This is a genomic window from Pseudomonas migulae, assembly GCF_043225285.1.
GTDB classification, from domain to species: domain Bacteria; phylum Pseudomonadota; class Gammaproteobacteria; order Pseudomonadales; family Pseudomonadaceae; genus Aquipseudomonas; species Aquipseudomonas migulae_C.
Genome location: NZ_CP171224.1, coordinates 3,612,215 through 3,638,092, shown reverse-complemented (window position 1 = coordinate 3,638,092; position 25,878 = coordinate 3,612,215). Strand labels below are relative to the sequence as shown.

At 58.0% G+C, this 25,878-nt stretch carries 23 protein-coding genes and 2 tRNA genes; 3 read left to right on the top strand and 22 right to left on the bottom strand.

Translation table 11 applies throughout. The features are described 5' to 3' along the window. Positions 1-32: 32 nt before the first annotated feature. From infB to rlmE, 11 genes are all read right to left on the bottom strand, one after another. Entirely contained in the window at positions 33-2,561 is a 2,529-nt protein-coding gene (gene infB, locus ACF6ZU_RS16675; protein ID WP_392885239.1) for a translation initiation factor IF-2, read from the bottom strand. A gap of 27 nt (positions 2,562-2,588) precedes the next feature. Beyond that, the gene (gene nusA / locus ACF6ZU_RS16670; RefSeq protein ID WP_392885238.1) at positions 2,589-4,070 is read right to left on the bottom strand and encodes a transcription termination factor NusA; all 1,482 of its coding nucleotides are present in this window, start codon (positions 4,068-4,070) and stop codon (positions 2,589-2,591) included. A 47-nt stretch (positions 4,071-4,117) separates the two neighbouring features. Then, a complete protein-coding gene (gene rimP, locus ACF6ZU_RS16665; protein WP_032828556.1) occupies positions 4,118-4,576 on the bottom strand; it encodes a ribosome maturation factor RimP in 459 nt (152 codons plus the stop codon). Positions 4,577-4,714: 138 nt separating this feature from the next. Beyond that, positions 4,715-4,791 (bottom strand) — tRNA-Met (locus ACF6ZU_RS16660). Positions 4,792-4,888: 97 nt separating this feature from the next. Then, positions 4,889-4,974: transfer RNA gene (locus ACF6ZU_RS16655), tRNA-Leu, on the bottom strand. A gap of 22 nt (positions 4,975-4,996) precedes the next feature. Further along, a complete protein-coding gene (secG, locus tag ACF6ZU_RS16650) occupies positions 4,997-5,380 on the bottom strand; it encodes a preprotein translocase subunit SecG (RefSeq protein ID WP_017336473.1) in 384 nt (127 codons plus the stop codon). Between the two features lie 4 nt (positions 5,381-5,384). Further along, entirely contained in the window at positions 5,385-6,140 is a 756-nt protein-coding gene (tpiA, locus tag ACF6ZU_RS16645) for a triose-phosphate isomerase (protein WP_392885237.1), read from the bottom strand. 66 nt (positions 6,141-6,206) lie between these two features. Then, complete coding sequence (gene glmM, locus ACF6ZU_RS16640; RefSeq protein ID WP_392885236.1) at positions 6,207-7,544, bottom strand: phosphoglucosamine mutase; 1,338 nt, start codon at positions 7,542-7,544, stop codon at positions 6,207-6,209. 16 nt (positions 7,545-7,560) lie between these two features. Next, entirely contained in the window at positions 7,561-8,412 is an 852-nt protein-coding gene (folP, locus tag ACF6ZU_RS16635; RefSeq protein WP_392885235.1) for a dihydropteroate synthase, read from the bottom strand. Positions 8,413-8,420: 8 nt separating this feature from the next. Next, complete coding sequence (ftsH, locus tag ACF6ZU_RS16630) at positions 8,421-10,331, bottom strand: ATP-dependent zinc metalloprotease FtsH (protein ID WP_262169912.1); 1,911 nt, start codon at positions 10,329-10,331, stop codon at positions 8,421-8,423. Between the two features lie 202 nt (positions 10,332-10,533). Beyond that, positions 10,534-11,163, bottom strand: a complete 630-nt coding sequence (gene rlmE, locus ACF6ZU_RS16625; RefSeq protein ID WP_392885234.1) for a 23S rRNA (uridine(2552)-2'-O)-methyltransferase RlmE — start codon at positions 11,161-11,163, stop codon at positions 10,534-10,536. A 101-nt stretch (positions 11,164-11,264) separates the two neighbouring features. Here rlmE and ACF6ZU_RS16620 point away from each other — a divergent pair, with 101 nt between their 5' ends. Continuing rightward, positions 11,265-11,573: a YhbY family RNA-binding protein gene (locus ACF6ZU_RS16620; RefSeq protein WP_007942889.1), complete on the top strand. Its 309-nt coding sequence runs from the start codon at positions 11,265-11,267 to the stop codon at positions 11,571-11,573. A gap of 9 nt (positions 11,574-11,582) precedes the next feature. Here ACF6ZU_RS16620 and ACF6ZU_RS16615 read toward each other — a convergent pair whose 3' ends face one another. From ACF6ZU_RS16615 to grpE, 8 genes are all read right to left on the bottom strand, one after another. Continuing rightward, positions 11,583-11,987: an MFS transporter gene (locus ACF6ZU_RS16615; protein ID WP_392893838.1), complete on the bottom strand. Its 405-nt coding sequence runs from the start codon at positions 11,985-11,987 to the stop codon at positions 11,583-11,585. 28 nt (positions 11,988-12,015) lie between these two features. Then, on the bottom strand, positions 12,016-12,492 hold the full coding sequence (gene greA / locus ACF6ZU_RS16610) for a transcription elongation factor GreA (protein WP_150633542.1): 477 nt from the start codon (positions 12,490-12,492) through the stop codon (positions 12,016-12,018). Continuing rightward, positions 12,489-15,710 carry a carbamoyl-phosphate synthase large subunit gene (gene carB, locus ACF6ZU_RS16605; protein ID WP_392885233.1) on the bottom strand — a complete coding sequence of 1,074 codons (3,222 nt, stop codon included), beginning with the start codon at positions 15,708-15,710 and terminating at the stop codon, positions 12,489-12,491. The genes greA and carB overlap by 4 nt, the downstream gene beginning before the upstream one ends. Before the next feature lie 118 nt (positions 15,711-15,828). Then, on the bottom strand, positions 15,829-16,965 hold the full coding sequence (gene carA / locus ACF6ZU_RS16600) for a glutamine-hydrolyzing carbamoyl-phosphate synthase small subunit (protein WP_392885232.1): 1,137 nt from the start codon (positions 16,963-16,965) through the stop codon (positions 15,829-15,831). Positions 16,966-17,224: 259 nt separating this feature from the next. After that, the gene (gene dapB, locus ACF6ZU_RS16595) at positions 17,225-18,031 is read right to left on the bottom strand and encodes a 4-hydroxy-tetrahydrodipicolinate reductase (protein ID WP_008029781.1); all 807 of its coding nucleotides are present in this window, start codon (positions 18,029-18,031) and stop codon (positions 17,225-17,227) included. Positions 18,032-18,040: 9 nt separating this feature from the next. Further along, positions 18,041-19,165, bottom strand: a complete 1,125-nt coding sequence (gene dnaJ / locus ACF6ZU_RS16590) for a molecular chaperone DnaJ (RefSeq protein WP_392885231.1) — start codon at positions 19,163-19,165, stop codon at positions 18,041-18,043. A 297-nt stretch (positions 19,166-19,462) separates the two neighbouring features. Beyond that, the gene (gene dnaK, locus ACF6ZU_RS16585) at positions 19,463-21,379 is read right to left on the bottom strand and encodes a molecular chaperone DnaK (RefSeq protein ID WP_392885230.1); all 1,917 of its coding nucleotides are present in this window, start codon (positions 21,377-21,379) and stop codon (positions 19,463-19,465) included. A gap of 102 nt (positions 21,380-21,481) precedes the next feature. Then, positions 21,482-22,048, bottom strand: coding sequence for a nucleotide exchange factor GrpE (grpE, locus tag ACF6ZU_RS16580; protein WP_008029789.1), 567 nt, complete (start codon positions 22,046-22,048; stop codon positions 21,482-21,484). Positions 22,049-22,289: 241 nt separating this feature from the next. Here grpE and recN point away from each other — a divergent pair, with 241 nt between their 5' ends. Beyond that, entirely contained in the window at positions 22,290-23,963 is a 1,674-nt protein-coding gene (gene recN / locus ACF6ZU_RS16575) for a DNA repair protein RecN (RefSeq protein WP_392885229.1), read from the top strand. A gap of 75 nt (positions 23,964-24,038) precedes the next feature. On the opposite strand, the gene fur is transcribed toward recN, so the two are convergent. Beyond that, on the bottom strand, positions 24,039-24,443 hold the full coding sequence (fur, locus tag ACF6ZU_RS16570; protein WP_003197684.1) for a ferric iron uptake transcriptional regulator: 405 nt from the start codon (positions 24,441-24,443) through the stop codon (positions 24,039-24,041). Positions 24,444-24,540: 97 nt separating this feature from the next. On the opposite strand from fur, the gene ACF6ZU_RS16565 reads away from it, so the two are divergent. Next, on the top strand, positions 24,541-25,068 hold the full coding sequence (locus tag ACF6ZU_RS16565; RefSeq protein WP_214380581.1) for an outer membrane protein assembly factor BamE: 528 nt from the start codon (positions 24,541-24,543) through the stop codon (positions 25,066-25,068). Between the two features lie 61 nt (positions 25,069-25,129). Here ACF6ZU_RS16565 and ACF6ZU_RS16560 read toward each other — a convergent pair whose 3' ends face one another. Together ACF6ZU_RS16560 and ACF6ZU_RS16555 are read right to left on the bottom strand one after the other, a co-directional pair. Further along, positions 25,130-25,444, bottom strand: a complete 315-nt coding sequence (locus tag ACF6ZU_RS16560) for an RnfH family protein (protein ID WP_392885228.1) — start codon at positions 25,442-25,444, stop codon at positions 25,130-25,132. Beyond that, positions 25,437-25,871, bottom strand: coding sequence for a type II toxin-antitoxin system RatA family toxin (locus tag ACF6ZU_RS16555; RefSeq protein ID WP_150633550.1), 435 nt, complete (start codon positions 25,869-25,871; stop codon positions 25,437-25,439). Before ACF6ZU_RS16555 ends, ACF6ZU_RS16560 begins: the two co-directional genes overlap by 8 nt. Positions 25,872-25,878: the final 7 nt, after the last annotated feature.

The window sequence follows — 25,878 nt, the reverse complement described above, 5'->3', positions numbered from 1 at the left end:
GGCGGCTTGGCGTGGCCCTTGAAGTGCGCGAGTTAGAGGCTGCGAGCAACCTGAACCTTCTCGAAGACTTCGATCTTGTCACCGACTTTGACGTCGTTGTAGCTCTTAACGCCGATACCGCATTCCATGCCGGCACGTACTTCGGAAGCGTCATCCTTGAAGCGACGCAGGGATTCCAGCTCGCCTTCGAAGATAACGATGTCTTCACGCAGTACACGGATTGGACGGTTACGGTGAACAGTACCTTCGATAACCATGCAACCGGCGATCGCGCCAAACTTCGGCGAACGGAACACGTCGCGCACTTCGGCCACACCCAGGATGTTCTCGCGAACATCGCTGCCGAGCATACCGGTCAGGGCTTTCTTGACGTCTTCGATGATGTCGTAGATTACGTTGTAGTAACGCATATCCAGACCTTCCTGCTCGACGATCTTGCGAGCGCCGGCATCGGCACGCACGTTGAAGCCGAACAGTACAGCGTTGGAGGCCAGTGCCAGGTTGGCGTCGGACTCGGTGATACCACCGACACCGCCACCGACAACACGCACTTGCACTTCGTCGTTACCCAGGCCATTCAAGGCACCGTTCAACGCTTCCAGCGAACCACGGACGTCGGATTTGAGGACGATGTTGAGCGTCTTCTTCTCTTCCTGACCCATGTTCTCGAAGATGTTTTCAAGCTTGCCGGCGTGAGCACGGGCCAGTTTGACTTCGCGGAACTTGCCTTGACGGAACAGAGCCACTTCACGGGCTTTCTTCTCGTCGGCAACCACGCTCATCTCGTCGCCAGCGTCCGGGGTACCGTCCAGGCCGAGGATCTCGACAGGGATGGAAGGACCGGCTTCCTTGATTGGCTTGCCGTTCTCGTCGAGCATGGCACGTACACGGCCATAGTTCGAACCGACCAAGACCATGTCGCCTTGGCGCAGGGTACCGTCTTGAACCAGAACGGTTGCAACCGGGCCGCGACCTTTGTCGAGACGCGATTCAACTACAACGCCACGGCCTGGAGCCGATGGAGTTGCCTTCAGTTCCAGAACTTCGGCTTGCAGCAGAACTGCTTCGAGCAACTCGTCCACACCAGTACCGACTTTCGCCGAAACCGATACGAACGGGGTGTCGCCGCCCCACTCTTCCGAAGTCACGCCGTGAACCGACAGTTCGCTACGGATGCGATCGAGATCGGCGCCCGGCTTGTCAATTTTGTTCACTGCAACAACCAGCGGAACGCCGGCAGCCTTGGCGTGCTGAACAGCTTCAACGGTCTGCGGCATCACGCCGTCGTCCGCTGCAACCACCAGGATCACGATGTCGGTCGCCTTGGCACCACGAGCACGCATGGCGGTAAACGCGGCGTGACCAGGGGTGTCGAGGAAGGTCACCATGCCGCGTTCGGTTTCAACGTGGTATGCGCCGATGTGCTGAGTGATACCGCCGGCTTCGCCAGCAGCAACCTTGGCACGACGGATGTAGTCGAGCAGCGAGGTCTTACCGTGGTCAACGTGGCCCATTACGGTCACGACCGGAGCACGGGAGAACGCTTCACCTTCAAACTTCAGGGACTCGGCCAGGGAATCTTCCAGGGCGGTGTCGCTGACCAGGGTCACTTTGTGGCCCAGTTCCTCAGCAACCAGCTGGGCAGTTTCCTGATCCAGTACCTGGTTGATGGTCGCTGGAGTACCCAGTTTGAACATGAACTTGATGATTTCAGCAGCCTTGACCGACATCTGCTGGGCGAGATCGCCAACAGTGATGGTCTCGCCGATCTTCACTTCGCGCACGACAGGGCCGGTTGGGCTCTGGAAACCGTGGGCGTTGCGTTTCTTCAGCTTGGCCTTGCCACGACCACCACGACGGAAGCCATCGCTTTCTTCGTCGGTAGTACGAGGCGCAACACGTGGAGCAGACGCTTTTTCTTTGACCGAAGCACGATGCGGAGCGTTTTTGCGCTCGCCATCGCCACTGCCGCGACGATTGTTATCGTCGGCACGTGGTTTGTCCGGACGGCGCTGTTCGTTCTGCTTGTTACGAACTTCAGCAGACGGAGCAGGTGCAGCGGCAACGACCGGAGCGCTTTCACGCACTGGCTCGGCAACTGCAACCGGCGCTGCGACAGCGTCGTTGGAAGCGGTTTGCGCAGCAGCAGGCTGGCGACGCGCTTCTTCTTCGGCGCGGCGCTTGGCTTCTTCTTCAGCCTTCTGACGGGCAGCATTTTCTACTGCGCGACGTTCTTCCAGTTCGCGTTTGCGCTCGGCTTCGATTTCTTCCGGGCTGCGCTGTACGAAAACTTTCTTTTTACGGACTTCAACACTGATGCTTTTGCTGCCAGCAACACGCAGGGTGCTGGTGGTTTTACGCTGCAGTGTGATCTTGCGTGGTTCTTCCACTTTCGCCTTGTGGCTGCTTTTCAAGTGAGTCAGCAAAGATTGCTTCTCACTGTCAGTCACATGTTCTTCGGCGGCGGTGTGCGGCAGACCTGCCTCACGCATCTGCTGCAACAGGCGCTCTACCGGTGTTTTGACCTCATCGGCCAGTTGTTTCACCGTGACTTGCGTCATGCACTTCTCTCCTCAGGCCGCGCCTAATTACTCGAACCAGTGGGCTCGGGCGGCCATGATCAACTTGCCGGCACGATCATCGTCAATGCCGTCGATGTCGAGCAGGTCGTCAATAGACTGCTCGGCCAGGTCTTCGCGGGTAATTACGCCGCGCACCGCCAGTTCCATCGCCAAATCCTTGTCCATACCCTCAAGCGAGAGCAGGTCTTCGGCCGGATGGGCGTCTGCCAGCTTTTCCTCAGTAGCGATGGCTTTGGTCAACAAACGATCCTTGGCACGAGCGCGAAGCTCGTTGACGGTTTCCTCGTCAAAGCCGTCGATGTTGAGCATTTCTTCCAACGGTACGTAGGCAATCTCTTCCAGGCTGGTGAAGCCTTCATCTACCAGCACCTGTGCCAGGTCTTCGTCGACTTCCAGCTCGTCGATGAAGTTGCGCAGGATGTCGCCGGTTTCTGCTTGCTGCTTAGCCTGGATGTCCGATTCGGTCATCACGTTCAGGGTCCAGCCAGTCAACTGGCTCGCCAGACGCACGTTCTGACCACCGCGACCGATGGCCTGAGCCAGATTGTCTGCGCCAACGGCGATGTCCATTGCATGGGCATCTTCGTCAACGATAATTGCCGCAACCTCAGCCGGGGACATGGCGTTGATCACGAACTGAGCCGGGTTGTCGTCCCACAGGACGATGTCCACACGCTCACCGCCCAACTCACCCGACACTGCCTGGACGCGCGAACCGCGCATACCGATGCAAGCGCCCTGCGGGTCGATGCGTTTGTCCTTGGAGCGGACCGCGATCTTGGCGCGCGAACCCGGGTCACGGGAGGCAGCCATTACTTCGATCAGGCCTTCAGCGATTTCCGGCACTTCGATGCGGAACAACTCGATCAGCATTTCCGGCGCAGTACGCGACAGGATCAGCTGCGGGCCGCGGTTCTCGGTGCGGATTTCCTTGAGCAGCGCACGCAGACGCACGCCAACCCGGAAGGTTTCGCGAGAGATGATGTCTTCACGAGCCAGCAACGCTTCAGCGTTGTTGCCCAGATCGACGATCACGTTGTCGCGGGTCACTTTCTTCACGGTGCCGGAGATGATTTCCCCCAGGCGCTCGCGGTAGGCGTCTACGACTTGAGCACGCTCGGCTTCGCGAACTTTCTGCACAATGACTTGCTTGGCAGTCTGTGCCGCGATACGACCGAACTCGATGGATTCGATTTTTTCTTCGACTACATCGCCAACCTTGGCGCCAGGATGCGTTTCGGCAACCTTGCTCGGCCAGGTTTCGATGGCCGGATCGTCCAGGTTTTCTTCCTCGACAACCGTCCAGCGACGGAATGTCTCGTAAGCACCGGTGTGGCGATTGATTTCCACACGCAGATCGACTTCGTCCTCAAACCGCTTTTTGGTAGCGGTGGCCAGAGCCAGCTCCAGCGCTTCAAAAATTACGTTTGCCGGTACGCCCTTTTCATTGGATACCGACTCAACAACCAGCAGTACTTCTTTGCTCATCGTACGCCTCGCCTTTCGCAAGCCATTGGATCCGCGGGATCCGCGTCTCAGTCAAAACTGGGAATAATGTTGGCCTTGTCGATCATATCGATCGGCAACAGGAACTCGTGATCTTCTACCTGCACCACGACGTCCTGCTCTTCTACACCGCGCAGAAGGCCCTGAAAGTTGCGTCGTCCTTCAAAAGGCGAGCGCAGCCTGATCTTCACTTGTTCACCGGCAAATTTTGCAAACTGCTCAATAGTGAACAGCGGGCGTTCCATGCCTGGCGAGGAAACTTCAAGGGTGTACTCAACGGCGATTGGATCTTCAACATCCAGGACACCGCTGATCTGACGGCTGACGATGGCACAATCGTCCACCAGCACGCCGCCTTCCTTATCAATATAAACGCGCAACATTGAGTGGCGACCTTGAGCCGAAAACTCAATACCCCAGCATTCATAGCCTAGGGCCACGACCACCGGGGCCAGCAAGGCCTGCAACTCTTCTAGCTTGCTCGACACCTGAACCCCCTCGTGCATGTATGTGCATGCTATGCAAAATAAAAAAATGGGCGAAACGCCCATCCTTGAAACGCCGTCGAACAGCGGCGTAGAAAGTGTCCAGCTAACAAAAAGCCCCTTAAAAGGGGCTCCTTAAACTGGTTGCGGGGGCCGGATTTGAACCGACGACCTTCGGGTTATGAGCCCGACGAGCTACCAGACTGCTCCACCCCGCGACAAAGCTGGGGCGGAAGTATACGACCGATCCCTGACAGGGTCAATGTAACCTTCCACCTGCAAGAAAGCCCGCAACAGCGGGCTCTCCTGACTAATTGGTACCGAGAAGGGGACTCGAACCCCTACACCCTATGGGCACAACCACCTCAAGGTTGCGTGTCTACCAATTCCACCACCTCGGCAATACTACGTTTGAAACCCTTCTTACTTCTGCTCTTGAGCTGGAGGCACGTCAGTCGCTGGAGTAGCCGACTTTTGCTCTTGAAGCACCGGGACATCATCAGAAGCCGGTTGTTGCTTTGGAACTTCCAACACTGCCGGGTTTGGCAAACCTACTTGAGTCAGCTGGTGAGCCTTCTCTTTAGCAAAGTAACCTAACCCCAAGCTGGTTATGAAGAAACCGGCGGCAAGTATAGCAGTAAACTTACTAAGAAAGGTAGAGGAACCTTGGCTTCCGAACACAGTATTTGAAGCACCTGCACCGAAAGACGCGCCAGCATCCGCACCTTTACCCTGCTGCAGCAATACCAGAGCAACTACGCCCAATGCACCCAGCAGATGAAAAACGACTACGACTGTTTCCAGCATTTTTTCAGTTTCCCGCGGCGCGAATAATCGCACCGAACTCATCTGCATTCAGGGAAGCCCCACCAATGAGCCCCCCATCGATATCCGGCATGCCGAACAGTTCGACCGCATTGGCCGCCTTCACGCTGCCGCCGTATAGAAGCCGCACACCTTGTGCGACCTCAGAATTCTCTGCCGCCAACTGAGCGCGGATGGCTGCGTGCACATCCTGCGCCTGTTGCGGCGTTGCAGTCAGCCCGGTACCAATGGCCCAGACCGGCTCGTAAGCAATGACTGCATTTGCAAAAGCACCTACACCCAGCTCCTCAATGATACTGCCAAGCTGACGCCCGACAACCTCAAGAGTTTTTCCAGCTTCGCGCTGCTCCAGGGTTTCCCCTATGCACAACACTGGAATCAAGCCACATGCCTGCGCCGCTGCGAACTTGCGAATCAGCATTCCGTCCTGCTCACCCATAATCTGGCGGCGCTCGGAATGCCCGACAAGTACAAAGGTACAACCTGCATCCACCAACTGACTCGGTGCAACTTCGCCGGTCATGGCACCTTGCATGGATTCCACCGCAGAGTTCTGCGCGCCGACCGAAATCGACTTGCCTTCCAGGCCATCAATCACTTGATTGATATGCAAGCAAGGCGGGAATACTGCGACATCAACACCGCTCGGCAAGACCAAATGACTCAGGCCGTTGATCAGCTCAGCGACGCTGGCGCGGGTACCGTGCATCTTCCAGTTACCAGCTACCATAGGGCGACGCATGCTGTACCTCGTCGGTCAAAGTGGGCGCAGATGTTACCCAACACAATCATGGCTGGCAAGCCGAATTCAGGCAGAAACTTCAGTAACCAGTTTTGCCAGCTCTTCGGCATAGCCGCGAACCTGTGTTTCGTCCTCGCCTTCGACCATGACACGCACCAGCGGCTCGGTGCCGGACTTGCGCAACAGCACACGACCGCGACCCGCCATAGCCTTGGTAACGCGCTCGCTGGCCTCCTTGACCGACGGATGATCAAGTGGGCTTGCACCACCACCGAAACGCACGTTGATTAGCACCTGAGGGCACTTGCGCAGCGACTGGCGGGATTGAGCCAGGCTCTCGGAGCGAGTCTTCAGCGCCATCAGCACCTGCAACGCAGCAATGATGGCGTCACCGGTAGTCGTGTGATTGAAGCAAACGATATGGCCCGAGTTTTCACCACCTACCAGCCAGTTACGTTCCAGCAGATCGGCAATCACATAACGGTCACCGACGTTGGCACGCACAAACGGAATCGACAGATCCGCAAGCGCCAGCTCCAGGCCCAGGTTACTCATCAACGTTCCGACCACACCACCTTTCAGCTGATTACGCTCATGCAGGTCGCGAGCAATGATGAACAGCAGTTCGTCACCATCAACGACGGCACCAGTGTGATCAACCATCAGAACCCGGTCGCCGTCGCCGTCGAACGCGATGCCAAGATCAGCGTGCTCAGCCAGCACAGCGGCCTGCAGCGGACCCATATGGGTCGAACCACAGTTTTCGTTGATGTTCAGGCCGTTCGGCGACGCAGAAAGCACGACAACGTCAGCACCCAGTTCGCGGAACACGCTCGGCGCAACCTTGTAGGTTGCACCGTGAGCGCAATCGATCACGATCTTCAGGCCCGAGAAGCTGGTACCGGTCGGCACACTGCTCTTGCAGAATTCGATATAGCGTCCGGAGGCGTCGTTGATTCGCGAGACCTTGCCGATCTTGCTCGATTCAACCACGGTCATCGGGGTATCGAGCAACTCTTCGATCATGTGCTCGACTTCATCCGGCAGCTTGGTGCCCTTCCCGGAGAAAAACTTGATGCCATTGTCATCGTGAGGATTGTGCGAGGCACTGATCACGATGCCGGCTTCGGCGTGAAACGTACGCGTCAGGTAGGCAATGGCAGGCGTCGGCATCGGCCCCAGGAGCATTACGTCGGCACCCGCCGAAGTCAGCCCGGCCTCGAGCGCCGATTCGAACATGTACCCGGAAATCCGGGTGTCCTTGCCTACCAAAACCTTGCAGGCACCCATTTTGCGGAACGCCATGCCCGCAGCCCAACCGAGCTTGAGCATGAACTCAGGAGTAATCGGATATTCGCCGACCCGACCACGGATACCGTCGGTGCCAAAGTATTTCTTAGTCATAAGTACTCCATCATTCTTATTCGGCAGATTCCACTGCTGCGATCATTCGCACCACATCGACGGTTTCGGCCACATCGTGGACGCGCAATATACGCGCGCCCTTCGATGAAGCCAGTGCCGCGAGCGCCAGACCACCAAACAGTCGTTCTCCGACCGGTCGATTCAACGCCTGGCCAATCATGCTCTTGCGCGAAACCCCAACCAGCAGGGGCCGCCCGAAGATGTGCAGGGCTTCCATATGTTTGAACAAGCTTAGATTGTGCTGCAAGTTTTTTGCGAAGCCAAAACCCGGATCCAGGATGATCCGCTCGGCGGGAATTCCGGCCAACGCACACTGAGCCATGCGCTCGGCGAGAAACTCGCCGACCTCTCTGGTCACGTCCTGATAATGCGGATTGTCCTGCATGTCGCCCGGCTCCCCGAGCATATGCATCAGGCAGACCGGCAAACCGGTATCCGCCGCCGCATCCAGGGCACCTTCTCGGCGCAATGAGCGGACATCATTGATCAGGCCAGCTCCCAGCCGCGCGGTTTCACGCATGACGGCCGGCGTTGATGTGTCGACCGAGATAATCACATCCAGCTCGCGATTGATGAGCTCGACGATCGGCGCAACGCGCTCCATCTCTTCGAGCGGTGAAATCGCCCTGGCGCCAGGCCGGGTCGATTCGCCGCCGACATCAATCAGTGTCGCGCCGGCCAGCACCATGGCTTCGGCATGGCGCAAGGCCGCATCGAGCTGGTTGTATTGGCCACCGTCGGAAAAAGAATCGGGAGTGACATTGAGAATGCCCATGACATGCGTCTGGGCCAAATCAAGAACCCGGTTGCCGCAAGGCAACCGGGTTGAGGACTGAACAGAAGTCATTTCAAACCTTAGACGTCAGCAGCAGGGCCGCCAATCGGTGTTTCCGGACGCGGATCCTGCACAACCGGAGGTGTTCCGGAGGTGCCGGTGCCGCCCGACCAGTCGCGAGGTTCGCGAGGCGTACGACCTGCCATGATGTCATCGATCTGATCGGCATCGATCGTCTCGTATTTCATCAGGGCATCAGCCATGGCGTCGAGCTTGTCACGGTTATCCGTAAGGATCTGCTTGGCCGTGCCGTAGCACTGGTCAATGATGCTGCGAACTTCCGAGTCGATCAGCTTGGCGGTCTCTCCGGAGAAGCTTGCGCTCTGACCACCACCACCGCGACCGAGGAACACTTCACCCTCTTCTTCGGCGTACATCAACGGACCGAGTTTTTCCGACAGGCCCCACTTGGTCACCATGTTCCGCGCAATCTGGCTCGCACGCATGATGTCGTTGGACGCGCCGGTCGTTACACCGTCGAAGCCCAGGGTCATTTCTTCAGCGATACGGCCACCGTACAGCGAGCAGATCTGGCTGATCAAGGCACGCTTGGACAGGCTGTAGCGATCTTCTTCCGGCAAGAACATGGTCACACCCAGCGCACGACCACGCGGGATGATCGACACTTTGTAGACCGGATCATGCTCAGGCACGACGCGACCGACAATGGCATGGCCTGCTTCGTGATAAGCGGTGTTCTGCTTCTCTTTCTCGGACATGACCATGGATTTGCGCTCGGCGCCCATCATGATCTTGTCTTTTGCCAACTCGAACTCTTTCATTTCGACGATGCGCTTGCCGGTACGAGCGGCAAACAAAGACGCCTCGTTCACCAGGTTGGCCAGATCGGCACCGGAGAAACCAGGTGTACCACGAGCGATTACGGCCGGAGCAACGTCGTCACCCATCGGCACTTTGCGCATGTGGACCTTGAGAATCTGTTCACGACCACGAATATCCGGCAGGCCAACCACCACCTGACGGTCGAAACGGCCCGGACGCAGCAGCGCAGGGTCCAGTACGTCTGGACGGTTGGTTGCCGCAATGACGATGATGCCGTCATTCATTTCGAAGCCGTCCATCTCTACCAGCAGTTGGTTGAGAGTCTGCTCGCGCTCGTCGTGACCACCACCCATGCCGGCGCCACGATGGCGACCGACGGCGTCGATTTCATCGATGAAGATGATGCAAGGCGCGTGCTTCTTGGCCTGCTCGAACATGTCACGAACACGGCTGGCACCCACGCCGACGAACATCTCGACGAAGTCGGAACCGGAAATAGTGAAGAACGGCACTTTCGCTTCACCGGCAATCGCCTTGGCCAGCAAGGTTTTACCAGTACCCGGAGGACCGACCATCAGAACGCCGCGAGGAATGCGGCCACCCAGGCGCTGGAACTTGCCAGGATCACGGAGGAATTCGACCAGTTCGCCCACTTCTTCCTTGGCTTCGTCGCAACCGGCAACGTCAGCCAGGGTGGTTTTCACCTGATCTTCGGAAAGCAGGCGTGCCTTGCTCTTGCCGAAGCTCATTGGCCCGCCCTTGCCTCCGGCACCACCCTGCATCTGGCGCATGAAGAACATGAACACGGCGATGATCACCAGGATCGGGAAGCTTGCCACCAGGAGCTGAGTCCAGATGCTTTGCTGCTCAGGCTGCTTGCCTTCGACCACGACGTGGTTGTCCACGAGGTCGCCGATCAGACCATTGTCCTGGATCGCAGGACGGATGGTCTTGAAGCTGTCGCCATCGTTGCGCTTACCGGTAATCACATAGCCATCAACGGCTACGCGCTCGACCTTGCCATCCTTGACCTGCTGGATGAAGTCGGAATAGTTGAGGGTCTGCGGCTCGTTAGGACTGGAGAAGTTGTTCATCACCGTCACCAGGACAGCCGCGATGATCAACCACAGGATCAGATTCTTTGCCATATCGTTCAATTAACTACCCTCTGAAGCAAGCTCCGCTAATGGCGCGCGCTTCGCATGATATTCACCGGCCTAACTTACTACATTACCTACGGCTCTGGCAGGCGCCGTCTGTAACCCTTTGTGAAACACTTTCTACACAATATTCGCTAATGCTCACGAGGCGAAATACGAAAAACCTATCGCCCCGCCAAAAAACCTCGTTTTACTCACTACGCCCGCGGTAACCCCAAGCCAGCATGTACTGCTCGCGGGAGCTGCCCCGAGAAGAGTCCGGCTTGATCATCTGGACCTTGTCGAATTTCTGACGAGCATCCTTCACGTAAGCATCAAACCCTTCACCCTGAAACACCTTGATCACGAAATTACCACCCGGCTTGAGTATCCGGCCCGCCAGATCAAGCGCCAGTTCACATAGAAACATGGCTTTTGGCATGTCTACTTCAGGCGTACCACTCATATTGGGGGCCATATCGGAAATCACAAGGTCCACCTGCGAATTACCCACGGCTTCAAGGATCCGGGCGAGCACTTCGTCCTCGGTAAAGTCACCCTGGATGAAAGTCACGTCCGGAATGCTGTCCATTTCCAGAATATCCGAGGCGATCAGACGCCCCTGACCACCGATCAACCGACTGGTGACCTGCGACCAGCCGCCGGGCGCCGCGCCCAGGTCGACAACGCTCATACCGGGACGGATCAGCTTGTATTTCTCCTGGACCTCCAGAAGCTTGTAACTCGCACGCGAGCGATAGCCATCCTTCTGCGCCTGCTTCACATAGGGATCGTTGACATGTCTTTTCAGCCAACCAAGGCTTGTCTTGGAACGCGCCATTGGGCACCTCGATGATAAGGGTCGTGATTAGTTGGGCGGATCCACGAACCCTCGGGTAAAATGGCCGCCATTTTACAGAATCCAGACGAAAGGGTCAGATTATGCCGCTCACTCAAGAGCAGAAGAAACAGTACAAATCCATTGGCCACCATCTGAAACCAGTACTGATTGTGGCTGATAACGGTTTGACTGAAGGTGTGCTAGCCGAACTTGAACGCGCCTTGGCGGATCACGAGCTGATCAAAATCAAGCTCAACATCCTCGATCGCGAATCGCGCCTGGCGTCCATTGCAGAGCTCTGCAAGGTCGGCAAAGCGGATCTGGTTCAGGTCATCGGCAAGATGGCACTGATTTACCGCAAGAACTTCAGCGTCAACAAGCAGCTGTCGAACGTTCATCGCTTCAAGTGATGGCAAGGGTCAAGGGTGTGCTTCGCGCACCCTGCCACTCCATCCCGGCACCGGTTGCAAAACCAGCACCAACCCGGAAAAACCCAGAACAAGATAACTGAACACCTGCCAACGCGCGGCATCCGGCCAACCGACGCGCGCTACGAAAAACATCCCGCACGCATACAGCGCCATCAGCAGCAGTTGCCCGCGAATATCGCGCCATAGACTGGCAAGGCCCTCGGCCTGAACCAGCACCAAAGCCTGAAAAACCACACACGCAGTGGCGAATCCCACCATCAGCGCATTCAGCATGCCTGCAATTTCTTCAATCAGCAGCGGTGCCAGGCCAATTTGGCCCAACACCGGTAGCAGACCGATATGTAACAGCCACAGGCCACCGACCCACAACATCTGGGTCAGCTGCCAAAGCATCGCGCCCGCACGAAGCGGGCGCCTGCGTTCAGATGTGGCGGACTTCGACAATCTCGTACTCGATAACGCCACCCGGCGTTTTCACGGCAACCACATCACCCTCTTCCTTGGCAATCAAGGCGCGGGCCAATGGCGAACCTACCGAAATCTTGCCGAGTTTGAAGTCAGCCTCATCCTCACCCACGATGTGGTAAGTGACGCGCTCATCCGTCTCGACGTTGGCGATTTCAACGGTGGTGCCGAAAATCACTTTGCCAGTATGAGGAATGGTCGTGACGTCGATGATGACCTGATTCTGAATCCGGCCTTCGATGTCACGGATCCGCGCCTCGACCATACCCTGCTGCTCACGAGCAGCGTGGTATTCGGCGTTTTCCTTCAGGTCACCCAGCTCGCGGGCCGTACCGATGTCCTGGCTGAGCTTCGGACGGACGACCTTGGTCAGGTGAGCGTGTTCTTCTTCCAGGGCTTTTGCGCCCTGGACGGTCATTGGGTACTTGATCATGCCTTCAATCCTGCGTGTAGATCCTGCAAGCGGCGCACGGTCTTCTCGGGACCGAACTTCAGCGCTTCGCAGATAGCTTCGCCAGCAGCAATGGTGGTGGTGCAGTAGATCTTGTGCTGCAAGGCATTACGACGAATGGAGTACGAGTCAGCGATCGACTGACGACCTTCGGTGGTGTTGATGATCAGGGTGACTTCGTCATTCTTGATCATGTCGACCACGTGCGGACGACCCTCGGTCACCTTGTTCACACGACGCACTTTCAGGCCTGCGGCTTCGATCAGCTTGGCAGTACCGGCAGTGGCAACCACTTCGAAGCCCAAGTTGATCAGATCACGGGCCACGCCTGCAACCAGTGGCTTGTCGTCGTCACGCACGCTGATGAACGCGGTGCCGCCGGTCGGCAGCACTTCGCTGGCGCCCATCTGAGCCTTGGCAAACGCTTCGCCGAAGGTGTCGCCCACGCCCATCACTTCACCGGTGGACTTCATCTCTGGGCCCAGGATCGGGTCCACGCCAGGGAATTTGGCGAACGGGAAGACCGCCTCTTTCACGCTGTAAAAGTTCGGGATGATTTCTTTGGTGAAGCCGATTTCCTTCAGGGTTTTACCCGCCATGACGCGTGCTGCGATCATTGCCAGGGAAACACCGATGCACTTCGACACGAACGGTACGGTACGGGAAGCGCGCGGGTTGACTTCGATGACGTAGATGTCTTCGCCTTGCAGCGCCAACTGAACGTTCATCAAGCCGACAACGCCCAGTTCCAGGGCCATTTTCTTGACCTGTTCGCGCATCTCGTCCTGGATGTGCGCAGGCAGCGAGTAAGGCGGCAGGGAGCATGCGGAGTCACCGGAGTGAACACCGGCCTGCTCGATGTGCTGCATGATCGCGCCGATCACCACGTCGGTGCCGTCGCAAACTGCATCCACGTCCATCTCGATGGCGCAGTTGAGGAAGTGGTCGAGCAGCACCGGGCTGTCGTTCGACACTTTCACCGCGTCACGCAGGTAGCGCTTGAGTTCTTCTTCTTCGTAGACGATTTCCATCGCACGACCGCCCAGTACGTAGGACGGACGAACCACCAGCGGGTAACCGATCTTGGCCGCGGCACGAATCGCTTCGTCTTCGCTGCGCACGGTGGCGTTTGGCGGCTGACGCAGGTTCAGGCGCTCAACCATTTGCTGGAAGCGCTCACGGTCTTCGGCACGGTCGATGGCGTCAGGGCTGGTGCCGATGATCGGCACGCCGGCTTCTTCCAGGGCGCGAGCCAGTTTCAGCGGGGTCTGGCCGCCGTACTGGACGATCACGCCTTTCGGCTTCTCGACCCGGCAGATTTCCAGCACGTCTTCCAGGGTCACTGGCTCGAAGTACAGGCGATCGGAGGTGTCGTAGTCGGTGGAAACGGTTTCCGGGTTGCAGTTGACCATGATGGTCTCGTAACCGTCTTCGCGCAGGGCCAGTGCCGCGTGTACGCAGCAGTAGTCGAACTCGATGCCTTGGCCGATACGGTTCGGACCGCCGCCGAGGATAATGATCTTGTCGCGGCCCGACGGCGCTGCTTCGCACTCTTCCTCGTAAGTCGAGTACATGTAGGCGGTGTCGGTGGCGAACTCAGCCGCGCAAGTGTCAACGCGCTTGTAGACCGGGAAGATCTCCAGCTTGTGACGGTGGCGACGCAAAGCTTTTTCGGTCACGCCCAGCAGCTTGGCCAGACGCATGTCCGAGAAGCCTTTGCGCTTGAGCTTGAACATCAGGTCGCGGTCGATGCTGGCCAGACCCAGGGTCTTGACCTTCTCTTCTTCCTTGATCAGATCTTCGATCTGCACCAGGAACCACGGGTCGATCATGTTCATGCCGAAGATGTCTTCGACCGACAGGCCGGCGCGGAACGCATCAGCCACGTACCAGATGCGCTCGGCGCCCGGCACGGTCAGTTCGCGCTTGAGGATGCTCATGCTTTCCGGATTGCCCAGGTCGAGCTTCTCGTCCAGACCGCAAACGCCCACTTCCAGGCCGCGCAGGGCTTTCTGCAGGGATTCCTGGAAAGTCCGGCCGATGGCCATGACTTCACCGACCGACTTCATTTGAGTGGTCAGGCGTGCGTCGGCTTTCGGGAATTTCTCGAAGGCGAAACGTGGCAGCTTGGTGACGACGTAGTCGATCGACGGTTCGAACGACGCCGGAGTAGCGCCCCCGGTGATTTCGTTCTGCAGCTCGTCCAGGGTATAGCCGATCGCCAACTTTGCAGCGATACGCGCAATCGGGAAACCGGTGGCTTTCGAGGCCAGGGCCGAGGAACGGGATACCCGTGGGTTCATCTCGATGACGACCATGCGACCAGTGTCCGGGCAGATGCCGAACTGGACGTTGGAACCACCGGTTTCCACGCCGATCTCGCGCAGTACCGCCAGAGAGGCGTTACGCATGATCTGGTATTCCTTGTCCGTCAGGGTCTGTGCCGGCGCAACAGTGATCGAGTCACCGGTGTGCACGCCCATCGGGTCAAAGTTTTCAATGGAGCAGACGATGATGCAGTTGTCCTTTTTATCGCGGACAACCTCCATCTCGTACTCTTTCCAGCCGATCAGGGATTCGTCGATCAGCAGCTCTTTGGTCGGCGAAAGATCCAGACCACGGGCGCAGATTTCTTCGAACTCTTCACGGTTGTAAGCGATGCCGCCACCGGTGCCGCCCATGGTGAAGGACGGACGGATGATGCACGGGAAGCCCAGCTTCTCGAGCACCGCGTTGGCTTCTTCCATGCTGTGGGCGATGCCCGAACGCGGGCAATCCAGACCGATGGACTTCATTGCCTTGTCGAAGCGCGAACGGTCTTCAGCCTTGTCGATGGTGTCGGCGTTGGCACCGATCATTTCTACGCCGAACTTCTCCAGAACGCCTTCGCGCTCCAGGTCCAGGGCGCAGTTCAGAGCGGTCTGGCCGCCCATGGTTGGCAGCAGCGCGTCCGGACGCTCTTTCTCGATGATCTTGGCAACGGTCTGCCACTTGATCGGCTCGATGTAGGTGGCGTCGGCCATGTCCGGATCGGTCATGATGGTCGCTGGGTTGGAGTTCACCAGGATGACGCGGTAACCCTCTTCGCGCAGGGCTTTGCAGGCCTGGGCGCCGGAGTAGTCGAATTCGCAGGCCTGGCCGATAACGATCGGGCCAGCGCCGAGAATCAGGATGCTTTTAATGTCTGTACGTTTTGGCATGGGTTTGTCACTCAAATCCGCAGGTCAGTCGGCAAGCCGTCTTGTTCAATCTATGAAGCCTTGAGGGGGCCGCCGGTGTCGGGACCGCCCTCAAGCCGTGCTACATCAAGGCGAGCGATCAGCGTCGCTTGGCCATCTCATTGATGAAGCGATCGAACAATGGCGCTACGTCGTTCGGGCCAGGGCTGGCTTCCGGGTGACCCTGGAAGCTGAAGGCGCTCTTGTCGGTACGCTCGATGCCTTGCAGGGTGCCGTCGAACAGCGATTTGTGAATCGCGCGAACGTTGGCCGGCAGGGTCGCTTCGTCTACGGCAAAACCGTGGTTCTGGCTGGTGATCATCACCACACCGCTGTCCAGATCCTGGACCGGGTGGTTGGCACCGTGGTGGCCGTGACCCATTTTCAGGGTCTTGGCGCCGGAGGCCAGGGCCAGCAGCTGGTGACCGAGGCAGATGCCGAACACCGGGATCTCGGTTTCCAGCACGTCCTTGATCGCCTGGATCGCGTAGTCGCAAGGCTCAGGATCACCAGGACCGTTGGACAGGAACACGCCGTCCGGCTTCAACGCCAGCACGTCGGCGGCAGGCGTTTGCGCCGGCACCACCGTGACGCGGCAGCCGCGCTCGACGAGCATGCGCAGGATGTTCAGCTTGACGCCGTAGTCGTAGGCCACCACGTGGTACGGCAGGTCGGAGGCTTCGATAGTCGCGTGGCTGTCGGTCTTCAAGTCCCAGACAGTCGAGCGCCACTCGTAGGTTTCCTTGGTGCTGACGACTTTCGCCAGGTCCATACCCTTGAGGCCAGGGAAACCCTGGGCGGCCGCGATGGCGGCTTCTTCGGAAATGTTGTCACCGGCCATGATGCAGCCGTTTTGAGCGCCTTTCTCACGCAGGATGCGCGTCAGGCGGCGGGTGTCGATACCGGCGATTGCCACAACGTTGTTGGCTTTCAGGTAGTCGGACAGGGACATCGTGTTACGCCAGTTGCTCGCAACCAGTGGCAGGTCACGGATAACCAGGCCAGCGGACCATACGCGGTCGGACTCGGCGTCTTCCGGTGTAGTACCGGTGTTGCCGATGTGCGGGTAAGTCAGGGTAACGATCTGTTGGGCGTAGGAAGGATCGGTAAGGATTTCCTGATAGCCGGTCATGGCGGTGTTGAACACCACCTCTCCAACGGTTTGACCGTCGGCTCCAATGGCTTCGCCGCGAAAAATGCTGCCATCAGCAAGGGCGAGTATGGCTGGCTTAGTCAAGAAGACCTCCCGTAAATAAAGCCTGAAAGGGCGATCGCAGGTTGTAAAAAAGCGGAGTGACGTATGGACACGTCACCCCGCTTCTTCACTGAATTATTCTGCGCGCTTTTAGTGGACACACTAAAGCTGTAGCTTACAGAAAAAGGCATTTTTGGTCTACCGCCAATGAGCCTTAAAGGCCGGAGAATGCGACAGGACGTCGCTTGGCGTAATAAAACCGGGGCCCAATACGGTATTGGAACCCGGTTTCGGCTGCATCTTAACGCAGGTCGAGCACGTCTTGCATGTCGTAGAGGCCGGGTTCGCGACTGTCCAGCCACAAGGCCGCACGCACCGCACCCTTGGCGAAAGTCATGCGACTCGACGCCTTGTGCGTGATTTCGAGACGCTCGCCCTCACAGGCGAACAGCACCGTGTGATCACCGACCACATCACCACCGCGCACAGTGGCAAAACCGATCGTTTCACGCTCGCGCACACCGGTATGACCTTCACGACCGTACACCGCGACCTTCTGCAGATCACGATCCAGCGCACTGGCAATCACCTCACCCATGCGCAGGGCCGTGCCCGATGGCGCATCGATCTTGTTCCGATGATGCGCCTCGATGATCTCGATATCGGCGTCATCGCCCAGCACACGCGCAGCCATGTCGAGCAGCTTCAGCGACAGGTTCACACCGACACTGAAATTCGCCGCGAACACGATTGGAATGTCCTTGCCCGCCTCGACCAGCAACTGCTTCTGCGCAGCATCCAGCCCGGTCGTACCGATGACCATGGCCTTGCCCGCCTTGCGGCAGAAGGCCAGGTTTTTCAGCATGACTTCCGGCAACGTGAAGTCGATCAACACATCGAACTCGTCCGCGACCGCATCCAGATTACCGGACAGCGGCACGCCGATTCGCCCCAGCGAGGCCAGCTCACCGGCATCCACGCCAATCAGCGTACTGCCGGGACGTACGATAGCGGCGGTCAAACCGGTCAGCGGCGCGCGTTGCTGCACCGCTTCGACCAGAATCTTGCCCATGCGGCCAGCGGCACCCATCACAGCTATACGTCGCATGCTCACTCCTTACAGATCGCCGAAGAAGCGCTTCACGCCTTCGAACCAACCGGTGGTTTTCGGTGAATGACTGTTGTCATCCGCCAGGGAGCTGCGGAACTCTTCCAGCAATTCGCGCTGACGACGACCCAGGTTGACCGGGGTTTCCACCGCCACGCGGCACATCAGGTCGCCGGCACCGCCGCCGCGCACGGGCGCAACGCCCTTGCCGCGAACACGGAACTGCTTGCCGGTCTGCGTACCTTCAGGGATCTTCAGTTTGACTCGACCATCAAGGGTCGGAATCTCCAACTCACCACCCAGCGCCGCATCGACAAAGCTGATCGGCACTTCGCAGAACAGATGCTTGCCGTCGCGCTGGAAGATCGCGTGCTCGCGCACATTGATCACCACGTAGAGGTCGCCAGTCGGCCCACCCTGGGCGCCCGCCTCGCCTTCGCCGGACAGGCGAATGCGGTCACCGGTGTCGACACCGGCCGGTACTTTGACGGAAAGGGTTTTGTACTCTTCGACGCGACCGTCGCCATTGCAGGAGCTGCACGGGTCGGAAATGATCTTGCCTTGGCCATGGCAACGCGGGCAGGTCTGCTGCACCGAGAAGAAGCCTTGCTGCATGCGGACCTGACCGATGCCGCCGCAGGTTGGGCAAGTGATCGGCGAGGAACCTTTCTTGGCGCCCGAACCATCGCACGGCTTGCAGTTGACCAGTGTCGGAACGCGGATATTCACGGTGGTGCCGCGCACCGCTTCTTCCAGATTCAGCTCCAGCGTATAACGCAGGTCGCTGCCGCGCTGCGCGCCGCCACGGGAACCGCCGCGACCACCACCGAAGAAGTCACTGAAGACATCGCCGAAGATATCGGAGAAGTTCTGACCGCCGAAGCCGGCACCGCCGCCACCCATGCTTGGGTCGACACCGGCGTGACCGTATTGGTCGTACGCCGCGCGCTTGCTGGAATCGGACAGTACTTCGTAGGCCTCGTTGGCCTCCTTGAACATCTCTTCCGACGCTTTGTCATCGGGATTACGGTCCGGGTGGTGCTTCATCGCCAGGCGACGGTAGGCCTTTTTCAGGTCTGCTTCGCTTGAGCCGCGCTCAACACCCAATACTTCGTAATAGTCACGCTTTGCCATAAGTCTTTGCACTCTTAAGGACGTTCGACAAACCTCTCCTGAGCCTCGCCAAACTCGTTGAGCCCCAATACAGGCCCGGACCCAACTCACGTCAATTCAACGATCCTGGTCTTTGATTCATCGCGGTACTTGCGGCGCGAAAAGCAGGAGCATCTTCGGCCATACCAGCAACACGCGAGCGTTGTCGCATGCTGTAAAAATTCGTGTACTCCAGACACGCCAACGCGGGAGCAGGCTCCCGCGCGGCGACATCCTACCAGTCACCGCCTAAAGGCAGTCAACCGGGCGACCAACAACTTACTTGTGGTCTTTGACTTCTTCGAACTCGGCGTCGACAACGTCGTCAGCCTTCTCGGCTTTTTCGTCGTGCGGCGCCGCGCCTTCAGCAGGCTGAGCCTGTTCGGCGTACATCTTCTGCGCTACTGGAGCGGAGACTTTCGACAGCTCTTCAACCTTGGCTTCGATGGCAGCCTTGTCGTCGCCTTTGACGGCGGCTTCCAGGGCAACCACTGCAGCTTCGATTGCAGTCTTCTCTTCAGCAGTCACTTTATCGCCGGCTTCGGTGACCATTTTGCGAGTCGAGTGAACCAGTGCATCACCCTGGTTACGGGCAGTGGCCAGCTCTTCGAACTTGCGGTCTTCCTCGGAATTCGCTTCGGCATCGCGAATCATTTTTTCGATCTCTTCATCGGACAAACCGGAGTTTGCCTTGATCACGATCGACTGAGCCTTGCCGGTAGCCTTGTCTTTCGCGCCGACGTGCAGAATGCCGTTGGCGTCGATGTCGAAGGTCACTTCGATTTGTGGCACGCCACGCGGTGCTGGTGGAATCTCGGCCAGGTCGAACTTGCCCAGGGACTTGTTCTGGGCAGCTTGCTTACGCTCGCCCTGCAGCACGTGGATAGTCACGGCGCCCTGGTTGTCGTCGGCGGTCGAGAACACTTGCGATTTCTTGGTAGGAATCGTGGTGTTTTTCTCGATCAGCGCGGTCATCACGCCACCCATGGTTTCGATACCCAGGGTCAGCGGGCTGACGTCGAGCAGCAGAACGTCTTTAACGTCACCAGCCAGTACGGCGCCCTGAATAGCAGCACCCATGGCAACGGCTTCGTCCGGGTTCACGTCTTTACGAGCTTCTTTGCCGAAGAACTCGGTCACCAGCTTCTGAACCAGTGGCATACGGGTCTGACCGCCGACCAGGATCACGTCGTTGATAGCGCCAACGTCGATACCGGAGTCTTTCAGAGCGATGCGGCAAGGTTCGATGGTGCGCTGAACCAGGTCTTCAACCAGTGCTTCCAGCTTGGCGCGGGAAATTTTCACGTTCAAGTGCTTAGGACCGGTCGCGTCTGCAGTGATGTACGGCAGGTTCACGTCGGTCGACATGCTCGAAGACAGTTCGATCTTGGCTTTCTCAGCGGCTTCTTTCAGGCGCTGCATGGCCAGCGGGTCACCTTTGAGGTTCATGCCGCTTTCTTTCTTGAATTCGTCAACGAGGTAGTCGATCAGACGAATGTCAAAGTCTTCACCGCCCAGGAACGTGTCACCGTTGGTGGCCAGTACTTCGAACTGGTGCTCGCCATCGACTTCAGCGATTTCGATCACGGAAACGTCGAAAGTACCGCCGCCCAGGTCGTAAACGATCACGGTGTGATCGCCTTTCGCCTTGTCCATACCGTAAGCCAGAGCGGCCGCGGTTGGTTCGTTGATGATACGTTTAACGTCCAGGCCCGCGATGCGGCCAGCGTCTTTGGTCGCCTGACGCTGGCTGTCGTTGAAGTAGGCCGGAACGGTGATCACCGCTTCGGTCACTGGCTCGCCGAGGTAGTCTTCGGCGGTCTTCTTCATTTTCTTCAGAATTTCAGCCGAGATCTGTGGCGGCGACATTTTCTGGCCGTTCACTTCAACCCATGCGTCGCCGTTGTCAGCCTTGGCGATTTTGTAAGGGACCATCTTGATGTCTTTCTGTACGACTTCTTCGTCGAACTTACGACCGATCAAACGCTTCACTGCATACAGAGTGTTGTGCGGATTGGTCACAGCCTGACGCTTGGCCGACTGACCAACGAGGATTTCACCGTCGTTGGCGTAAGCGATGATCGACGGCGTGGTACGCGCGCCTTCGGCGTTTTCGATAACTTTGGCTACGCCGTTTTCAAGTACGGAGACGCAGGAGTTGGTAGTCCCCAGGTCGATACCGATAATTTTGCCCATGTTCACTCTCCCGAAACTTTGGATTTGGTTGCCGCAGCAGTGGTGGCTAACTGCGGTAGCACTTAAACGCTTGACTTATAAATGGGGGCCTTGCGGCCAATTTCAAGCCTGCTCGTCAATCGAAGGCGAAACTGGCGCAGGGGCCTTGCTGACCACGACCATGGCCGGGCGCAGCAGGCGACCATTGAGCTGATAGCCCTTCTGGAACACCTTGAGCACGCTGTTCGGTTCTACGTCAGCGCTTTCCTGCATGGCCATTGCCTGATGAAGAACGGCGTTGAACGGTTCGCCATGCGGATCGATCGCTTCCAGCTGATAACGCTTCAGGGTGTCCTGGAACATTTTCAGGGTCAGCTCGATGCCTTCGCGCATTGGACGGATGCTTTCGTCGTCCGGGTTGGACAACTCCAGACCACGCTCCAGGCTGTCGATGATCGGCAGCAAATCGCCTGCAAATTTCTCCAGGGCGAATTTGTGCGCTTTTTCTACATCCTGCTCGGCGCGACGGCGGACGTTCTGCAGATCGGCGGCAACACGCAAAGCCTGATCCTGCGCACCTGCCAGTTGCTCTTCGAGCACTTGTACACGAGCCGCCAGGTCTTCACCCGAAGCCGCGGAGCCCTGGTTGGCTTCTTGATTTTGCGTATCCACTGTCTGTTCGTCAGCCATAGATTTCTCCTTTCAATATCGTCCGCGAGCTCAACTCGCGCTTCTGTCCCGGTATATGGGGCCGCAAAAATCAGCTTCAAGGGCCTTGTTGTGATTAACCCTACAAAAAACAGCTGCATTGTCATTCCCTGACGCGCTAACGATTTCGTCGGATCAAGCAAATCGAGCTAAGGGAGGGCATTGTCAGCTGCAAATAAAACACTGTATAAATAACCAGACCTAAAGCCTGGGAGCGGCCTTTATGCTGGTGCACCTGTCCGTACACAACTACGCCATCGTTGAACATCTCGATCTCGAACTCGATCGCGGGATGAGCGTGATCACAGGGGAAACCGGCGCCGGCAAGTCGATCATGCTCGACGCCCTGGGCCTGACCCTCGGTGATCGCGCCGACAGCGGCGTGGTCCGCCCCGGCGCCGACAAGGCCGACATTCTGGCCACCTTCGACCTAGTCGACATTCCCGAAGCCAGCGCCTGGCTGGCCGAGCGCGATCTCGAAACCGACGGCCCCTGCATCCTGCGCCGGGTGATTACGTCCGAAGGGCGCTCGCGTGGCTATATCAACGGCACGCCCTGCCCGCTGGGTGATCTCAAGTCCCTGGGCGAATTGCTGATTGATATCCACAGCCAGCACGAGCATCAATCCCTGCTCAAGACCGACACTCACCGTCGCCTGCTCGACGAATACGCCGGTGCCACCGACCTTGCCCGCCAGGTGCAACTGGCCGCCCAACGTTGGCGCCAGACACGCCAGGAGCTGGAACGCCTGTCCAACTCCGGCGACGAGCAGCGCGCCCGCCACCAATTGCTCAGCTATCAACTCGAAGAGCTGGAAAATCTCGGACTCGGGGAAAACGAACTGGAGCAGCTGGAGCAGGAACACAAGAACCTGACCAACGCCGAAACCTTGCTGGGCATCTGCCGACAAGTGGTCGAGCAATGCAGCGAGAGTGATTCCGGAAATGTCCTGAATGCCCTGACCGCCAGCCTCAACCGCCTGTCGAGCGTGAACAATTCGATTGGCGCGCTAGGCGAAGCCAGCAGCTTGCTGACCAGCGCGCAGATCCAGGTTGAAGAGGCCGTGGGCGAGCTGAACCGCTTCCTCGACAACTTCGATGCCGATCCGGCACGCCTGCAATACCTGGAAGAACGCCTCGACGCGATCTACACCATGGCGCGCAAACACCGCATCCAGCCCACCGAGGTGGCCGAGATGCAGCAGCGACTGCTGGATGAAATCGAAACCCTCAATGCCAACGATGAATCGATCGAGCGCCTGAGCGATGAACTGGCGTCCTATGCCCGTCACTATCAGGAGAAGGCCCGCGAGTTGAGCGACTTGCGCCATCAAGCCTCCAGCAGCCTGGCGAGCGCCGTGGAACAGGAAATCCAGCGCCTGGGCATGCCCGGCGGTCGTTTCACCATCGAGTTACGCCCCAACAGCAGCGATGAACTGTTGCCCAACGGGCTGGAACAGGTCGAACTGCTTGTTAGCGCCAACCCCGGCCAACCCTTGAAAGCCCTGGCGAAAGTGGCCTCGGGCGGTGAGTTGTCGCGGATCAGCCTCGCGATTCAGGTGATCACCGCACAGACGTCGCGCGTACCTACCCTGGTATTCGACGAAGTGGACGTGGGCATCGGCGGACCGACCGCCGAGATTGTCGGCCAACTGCTGCGTCGCCTCGGCGAACGCGGACAGGTGCTGACGGTGACTCACTTGCCGCAAGTGGCTGCACAGGGTCATCAACATCTATTTGTGCACAAGGTTCGTGGCGAGGATGCAACCCACACAGCCGTTTCCAAGCTGAGCAAGAATGATCGCGTCGAAGAAGTCGCGCGGATGCTGGGAGGCATCGACCTGACCAAGGAATCCCTGGCTCACGCGAAAAAAATGGTCGTTACCGCAAAAATCTAGGAACGGCAGACAGCACGAAGGCGACCCTGGGGTCGCCTTCGCTCGTTTCGCGAATGTGAAATTCGCGCGAAATGCTTACTTTTTCTTGCGTACGTACAGCACCAGATTGTGATCGACCATCTCGAAGCCGTACTTATCGACGATGGCTTTCTGCAGGCGCTCGATTTCTTCGTCGAAGAATTCGATCACTTCGCTGGTTTCGACGTTGACCATATGGTCGTGATGCTTGCCGTCATCCAGCTCGAAGACCGCATGGCCTCCGTCGAAGTTGTGCCGCACAACAAGGCCAGCTGCTTCGAACTGGGTCAGTACACGGTAAACCGTGGCCAGACCGACGTCCTCACCAGCCTCCATCAGTGCCTTGTAAACATCTTCGGCACTCATGTGGCGCTGCTCGGCGGAATCGAGCATTTGCAGAATTTTGACCCGTGGAAGGGTCACTTTGAGACCGGCTTTGCGTAGTTCGCTATTTTCAACCATGGTCAGCTTTCTCGCGATGCTGCTTCGCAGCTTCTCTTAATGCGGGTATGATCGGCGTTTACGTTGTCCCAGCCAAGATAGTGGAAGTCGCCCACCGATGCAAAACACCAAGCTCTTGCTAACCAGTTTCACCTTTGTGGGACTGCTCGCACTCGCCGGTTGTTCATTCCCCGGGGTTTACAAAATCGACATCCAGCAGGGCAATGTCGTCACGCAGGACATGATAAACCAGTTACGCCCGGGAATGACCCGTAAGCAAGTACGGTTTATCATGGGCAACCCTCTGCTGACCGACACGTTCCATGCCGATCGCTGGGATTATCTGTACAGCCTGCAGCCGGGTGGCGGTGAACGCCAACAGGAACGCATTAGCGTTATCTTCAACCCGAATGACCAACTTGTCAGCCTTTCCGGTGATTTTATGCCGGGCGTCAGTCGTGACGAAGCCATTCTCGGCAAGGACAGTGGCACTAACGTGACCGCACCTGCTGAAAATGCAGAGAAGCCGAAACCGGAAAAACCGGTCAAGCCGGGTTCGTTGCTGGATCAGATCCAGAAGGATGTGGACGGTGTAGAAACCGTGCCGGTCCCGACTCCAGAACCGCTGGAAACCTCGCCGCAATAATTTGCGACGCAATAAAAAACCCGGCATGTCCGGGTTTTTTATTGTCTGGCGTTTGATCAGATCACTGATTTCGGGCTTTCGCCTCCGCCGCCTTGGCCGCGCGCAGCCGGCGAACTTCCTTCGGATCCGCCAACAAGGGCCGGTAAATCTCGAGGCGATCCCCCGCCAGAATCTGGCGAGTATCCGCATCGGCGACCACCTTGCCGAAGATCCCTACCGGACAGTGATCGAGATCCAGCTCGGGAAATTCCCCAGCAATCCCCGATTTCAACAATGCTGCGCGCACGGTCGTACCGACGGGCACCGTTGCACGACGAAGAATCTGCCGATCAACAGCGGCATACACCACTTCGATTTCAATCACTGACTCAACCATGCATCTGCTTGGCGCGCTGGCAGAACGCATCGACCAGCGTATTGGCCGCCTGATTGAACAAAGGCCCCAGGGTCGCGCGAACGATCGGCCCGGCGTAATCGAACGAAAGGTCCAGGCTGATCTTGCAGGCTTTATCGGTCAGCGCCTTGAACACCCAGATGCCGTGCAACTGAGTGAATGGTCCTTCCTCGAGGTTCATCTCGATTGATTGCCCGGGCACCAATGTGTTGCGCGTCACGAAATGCTGACTGAGGCCGCCCTTCGCCACGCCAACGCTGGCGCGCATGTGCTCGGGAGAGCTTTCCAGAACCTCGGCCGACGAGCACCACGGTAAAAACTCCGGGTAACGCGCTACGTCATTGACCAGGTCATACAGCGCTTGCGCCGGATACGGCAACAGAGCCGAACGTTGAATGTGTGTCGTCATGTCAGCG

What these genes read in the sequence shown, in the direction of transcription:
- recN (WP_392885229.1), top strand. Translation starts at nt 22,290, where the DNA reads ATGCTGGTGCACCTGTCCGTACACAACTACGCCATCGTTGAACATCTC.
- dapB (WP_008029781.1), bottom strand. Translation starts at nt 18,031, where the DNA reads ATGCGACGTATAGCTGTGATGGGTGCCGCTGGCCGCATGGGCAAGATT.
- ACF6ZU_RS16560 (WP_392885228.1), bottom strand. Translation starts at nt 25,444, where the DNA reads ATGGTTGAGTCAGTGATTGAAATCGAAGTGGTGTATGCCGCTGTTGAT.
- infB (WP_392885239.1), bottom strand. Translation starts at nt 2,561, where the DNA reads ATGACGCAAGTCACGGTGAAACAACTGGCCGATGAGGTCAAAACACCG.
- grpE (WP_008029789.1), bottom strand. Translation starts at nt 22,048, where the DNA reads ATGGCTGACGAACAGACAGTGGATACGCAAAATCAAGAAGCCAACCAG.
- glmM (WP_392885236.1), bottom strand. Translation starts at nt 7,544, where the DNA reads ATGACTAAGAAATACTTTGGCACCGACGGTATCCGTGGTCGGGTCGGC.
- nusA (WP_392885238.1), bottom strand. Translation starts at nt 4,070, where the DNA reads ATGAGCAAAGAAGTACTGCTGGTTGTTGAGTCGGTATCCAATGAAAAG.
- ACF6ZU_RS16620 (WP_007942889.1), top strand. Translation starts at nt 11,265, where the DNA reads ATGCCGCTCACTCAAGAGCAGAAGAAACAGTACAAATCCATTGGCCAC.
- folP (WP_392885235.1), bottom strand. Translation starts at nt 8,412, where the DNA reads ATGACTTCTGTTCAGTCCTCAACCCGGTTGCCTTGCGGCAACCGGGTT.
- fur (WP_003197684.1), bottom strand. Translation starts at nt 24,443, where the DNA reads ATGGTTGAAAATAGCGAACTACGCAAAGCCGGTCTCAAAGTGACCCTT.
- ACF6ZU_RS16565 (WP_214380581.1), top strand. Translation starts at nt 24,541, where the DNA reads ATGCAAAACACCAAGCTCTTGCTAACCAGTTTCACCTTTGTGGGACTG.
- carB (WP_392885233.1), bottom strand. Translation starts at nt 15,710, where the DNA reads ATGCCAAAACGTACAGACATTAAAAGCATCCTGATTCTCGGCGCTGGC.
- tpiA (WP_392885237.1), bottom strand. Translation starts at nt 6,140, where the DNA reads ATGCGTCGCCCTATGGTAGCTGGTAACTGGAAGATGCACGGTACCCGC.
- dnaJ (WP_392885231.1), bottom strand. Translation starts at nt 19,165, where the DNA reads ATGGCAAAGCGTGACTATTACGAAGTATTGGGTGTTGAGCGCGGCTCA.
- secG (WP_017336473.1), bottom strand. Translation starts at nt 5,380, where the DNA reads ATGCTGGAAACAGTCGTAGTCGTTTTTCATCTGCTGGGTGCATTGGGC.
- rlmE (WP_392885234.1), bottom strand. Translation starts at nt 11,163, where the DNA reads ATGGCGCGTTCCAAGACAAGCCTTGGTTGGCTGAAAAGACATGTCAAC.
- ACF6ZU_RS16555 (WP_150633550.1), bottom strand. Translation starts at nt 25,871, where the DNA reads ATGACGACACACATTCAACGTTCGGCTCTGTTGCCGTATCCGGCGCAA.
- greA (WP_150633542.1), bottom strand. Translation starts at nt 12,492, where the DNA reads ATGATCAAGTACCCAATGACCGTCCAGGGCGCAAAAGCCCTGGAAGAA.
- ftsH (WP_262169912.1), bottom strand. Translation starts at nt 10,331, where the DNA reads ATGGCAAAGAATCTGATCCTGTGGTTGATCATCGCGGCTGTCCTGGTG.
- dnaK (WP_392885230.1), bottom strand. Translation starts at nt 21,379, where the DNA reads ATGGGCAAAATTATCGGTATCGACCTGGGGACTACCAACTCCTGCGTC.
- ACF6ZU_RS16615 (WP_392893838.1), bottom strand. Translation starts at nt 11,987, where the DNA reads ATGCTTTGGCAGCTGACCCAGATGTTGTGGGTCGGTGGCCTGTGGCTG.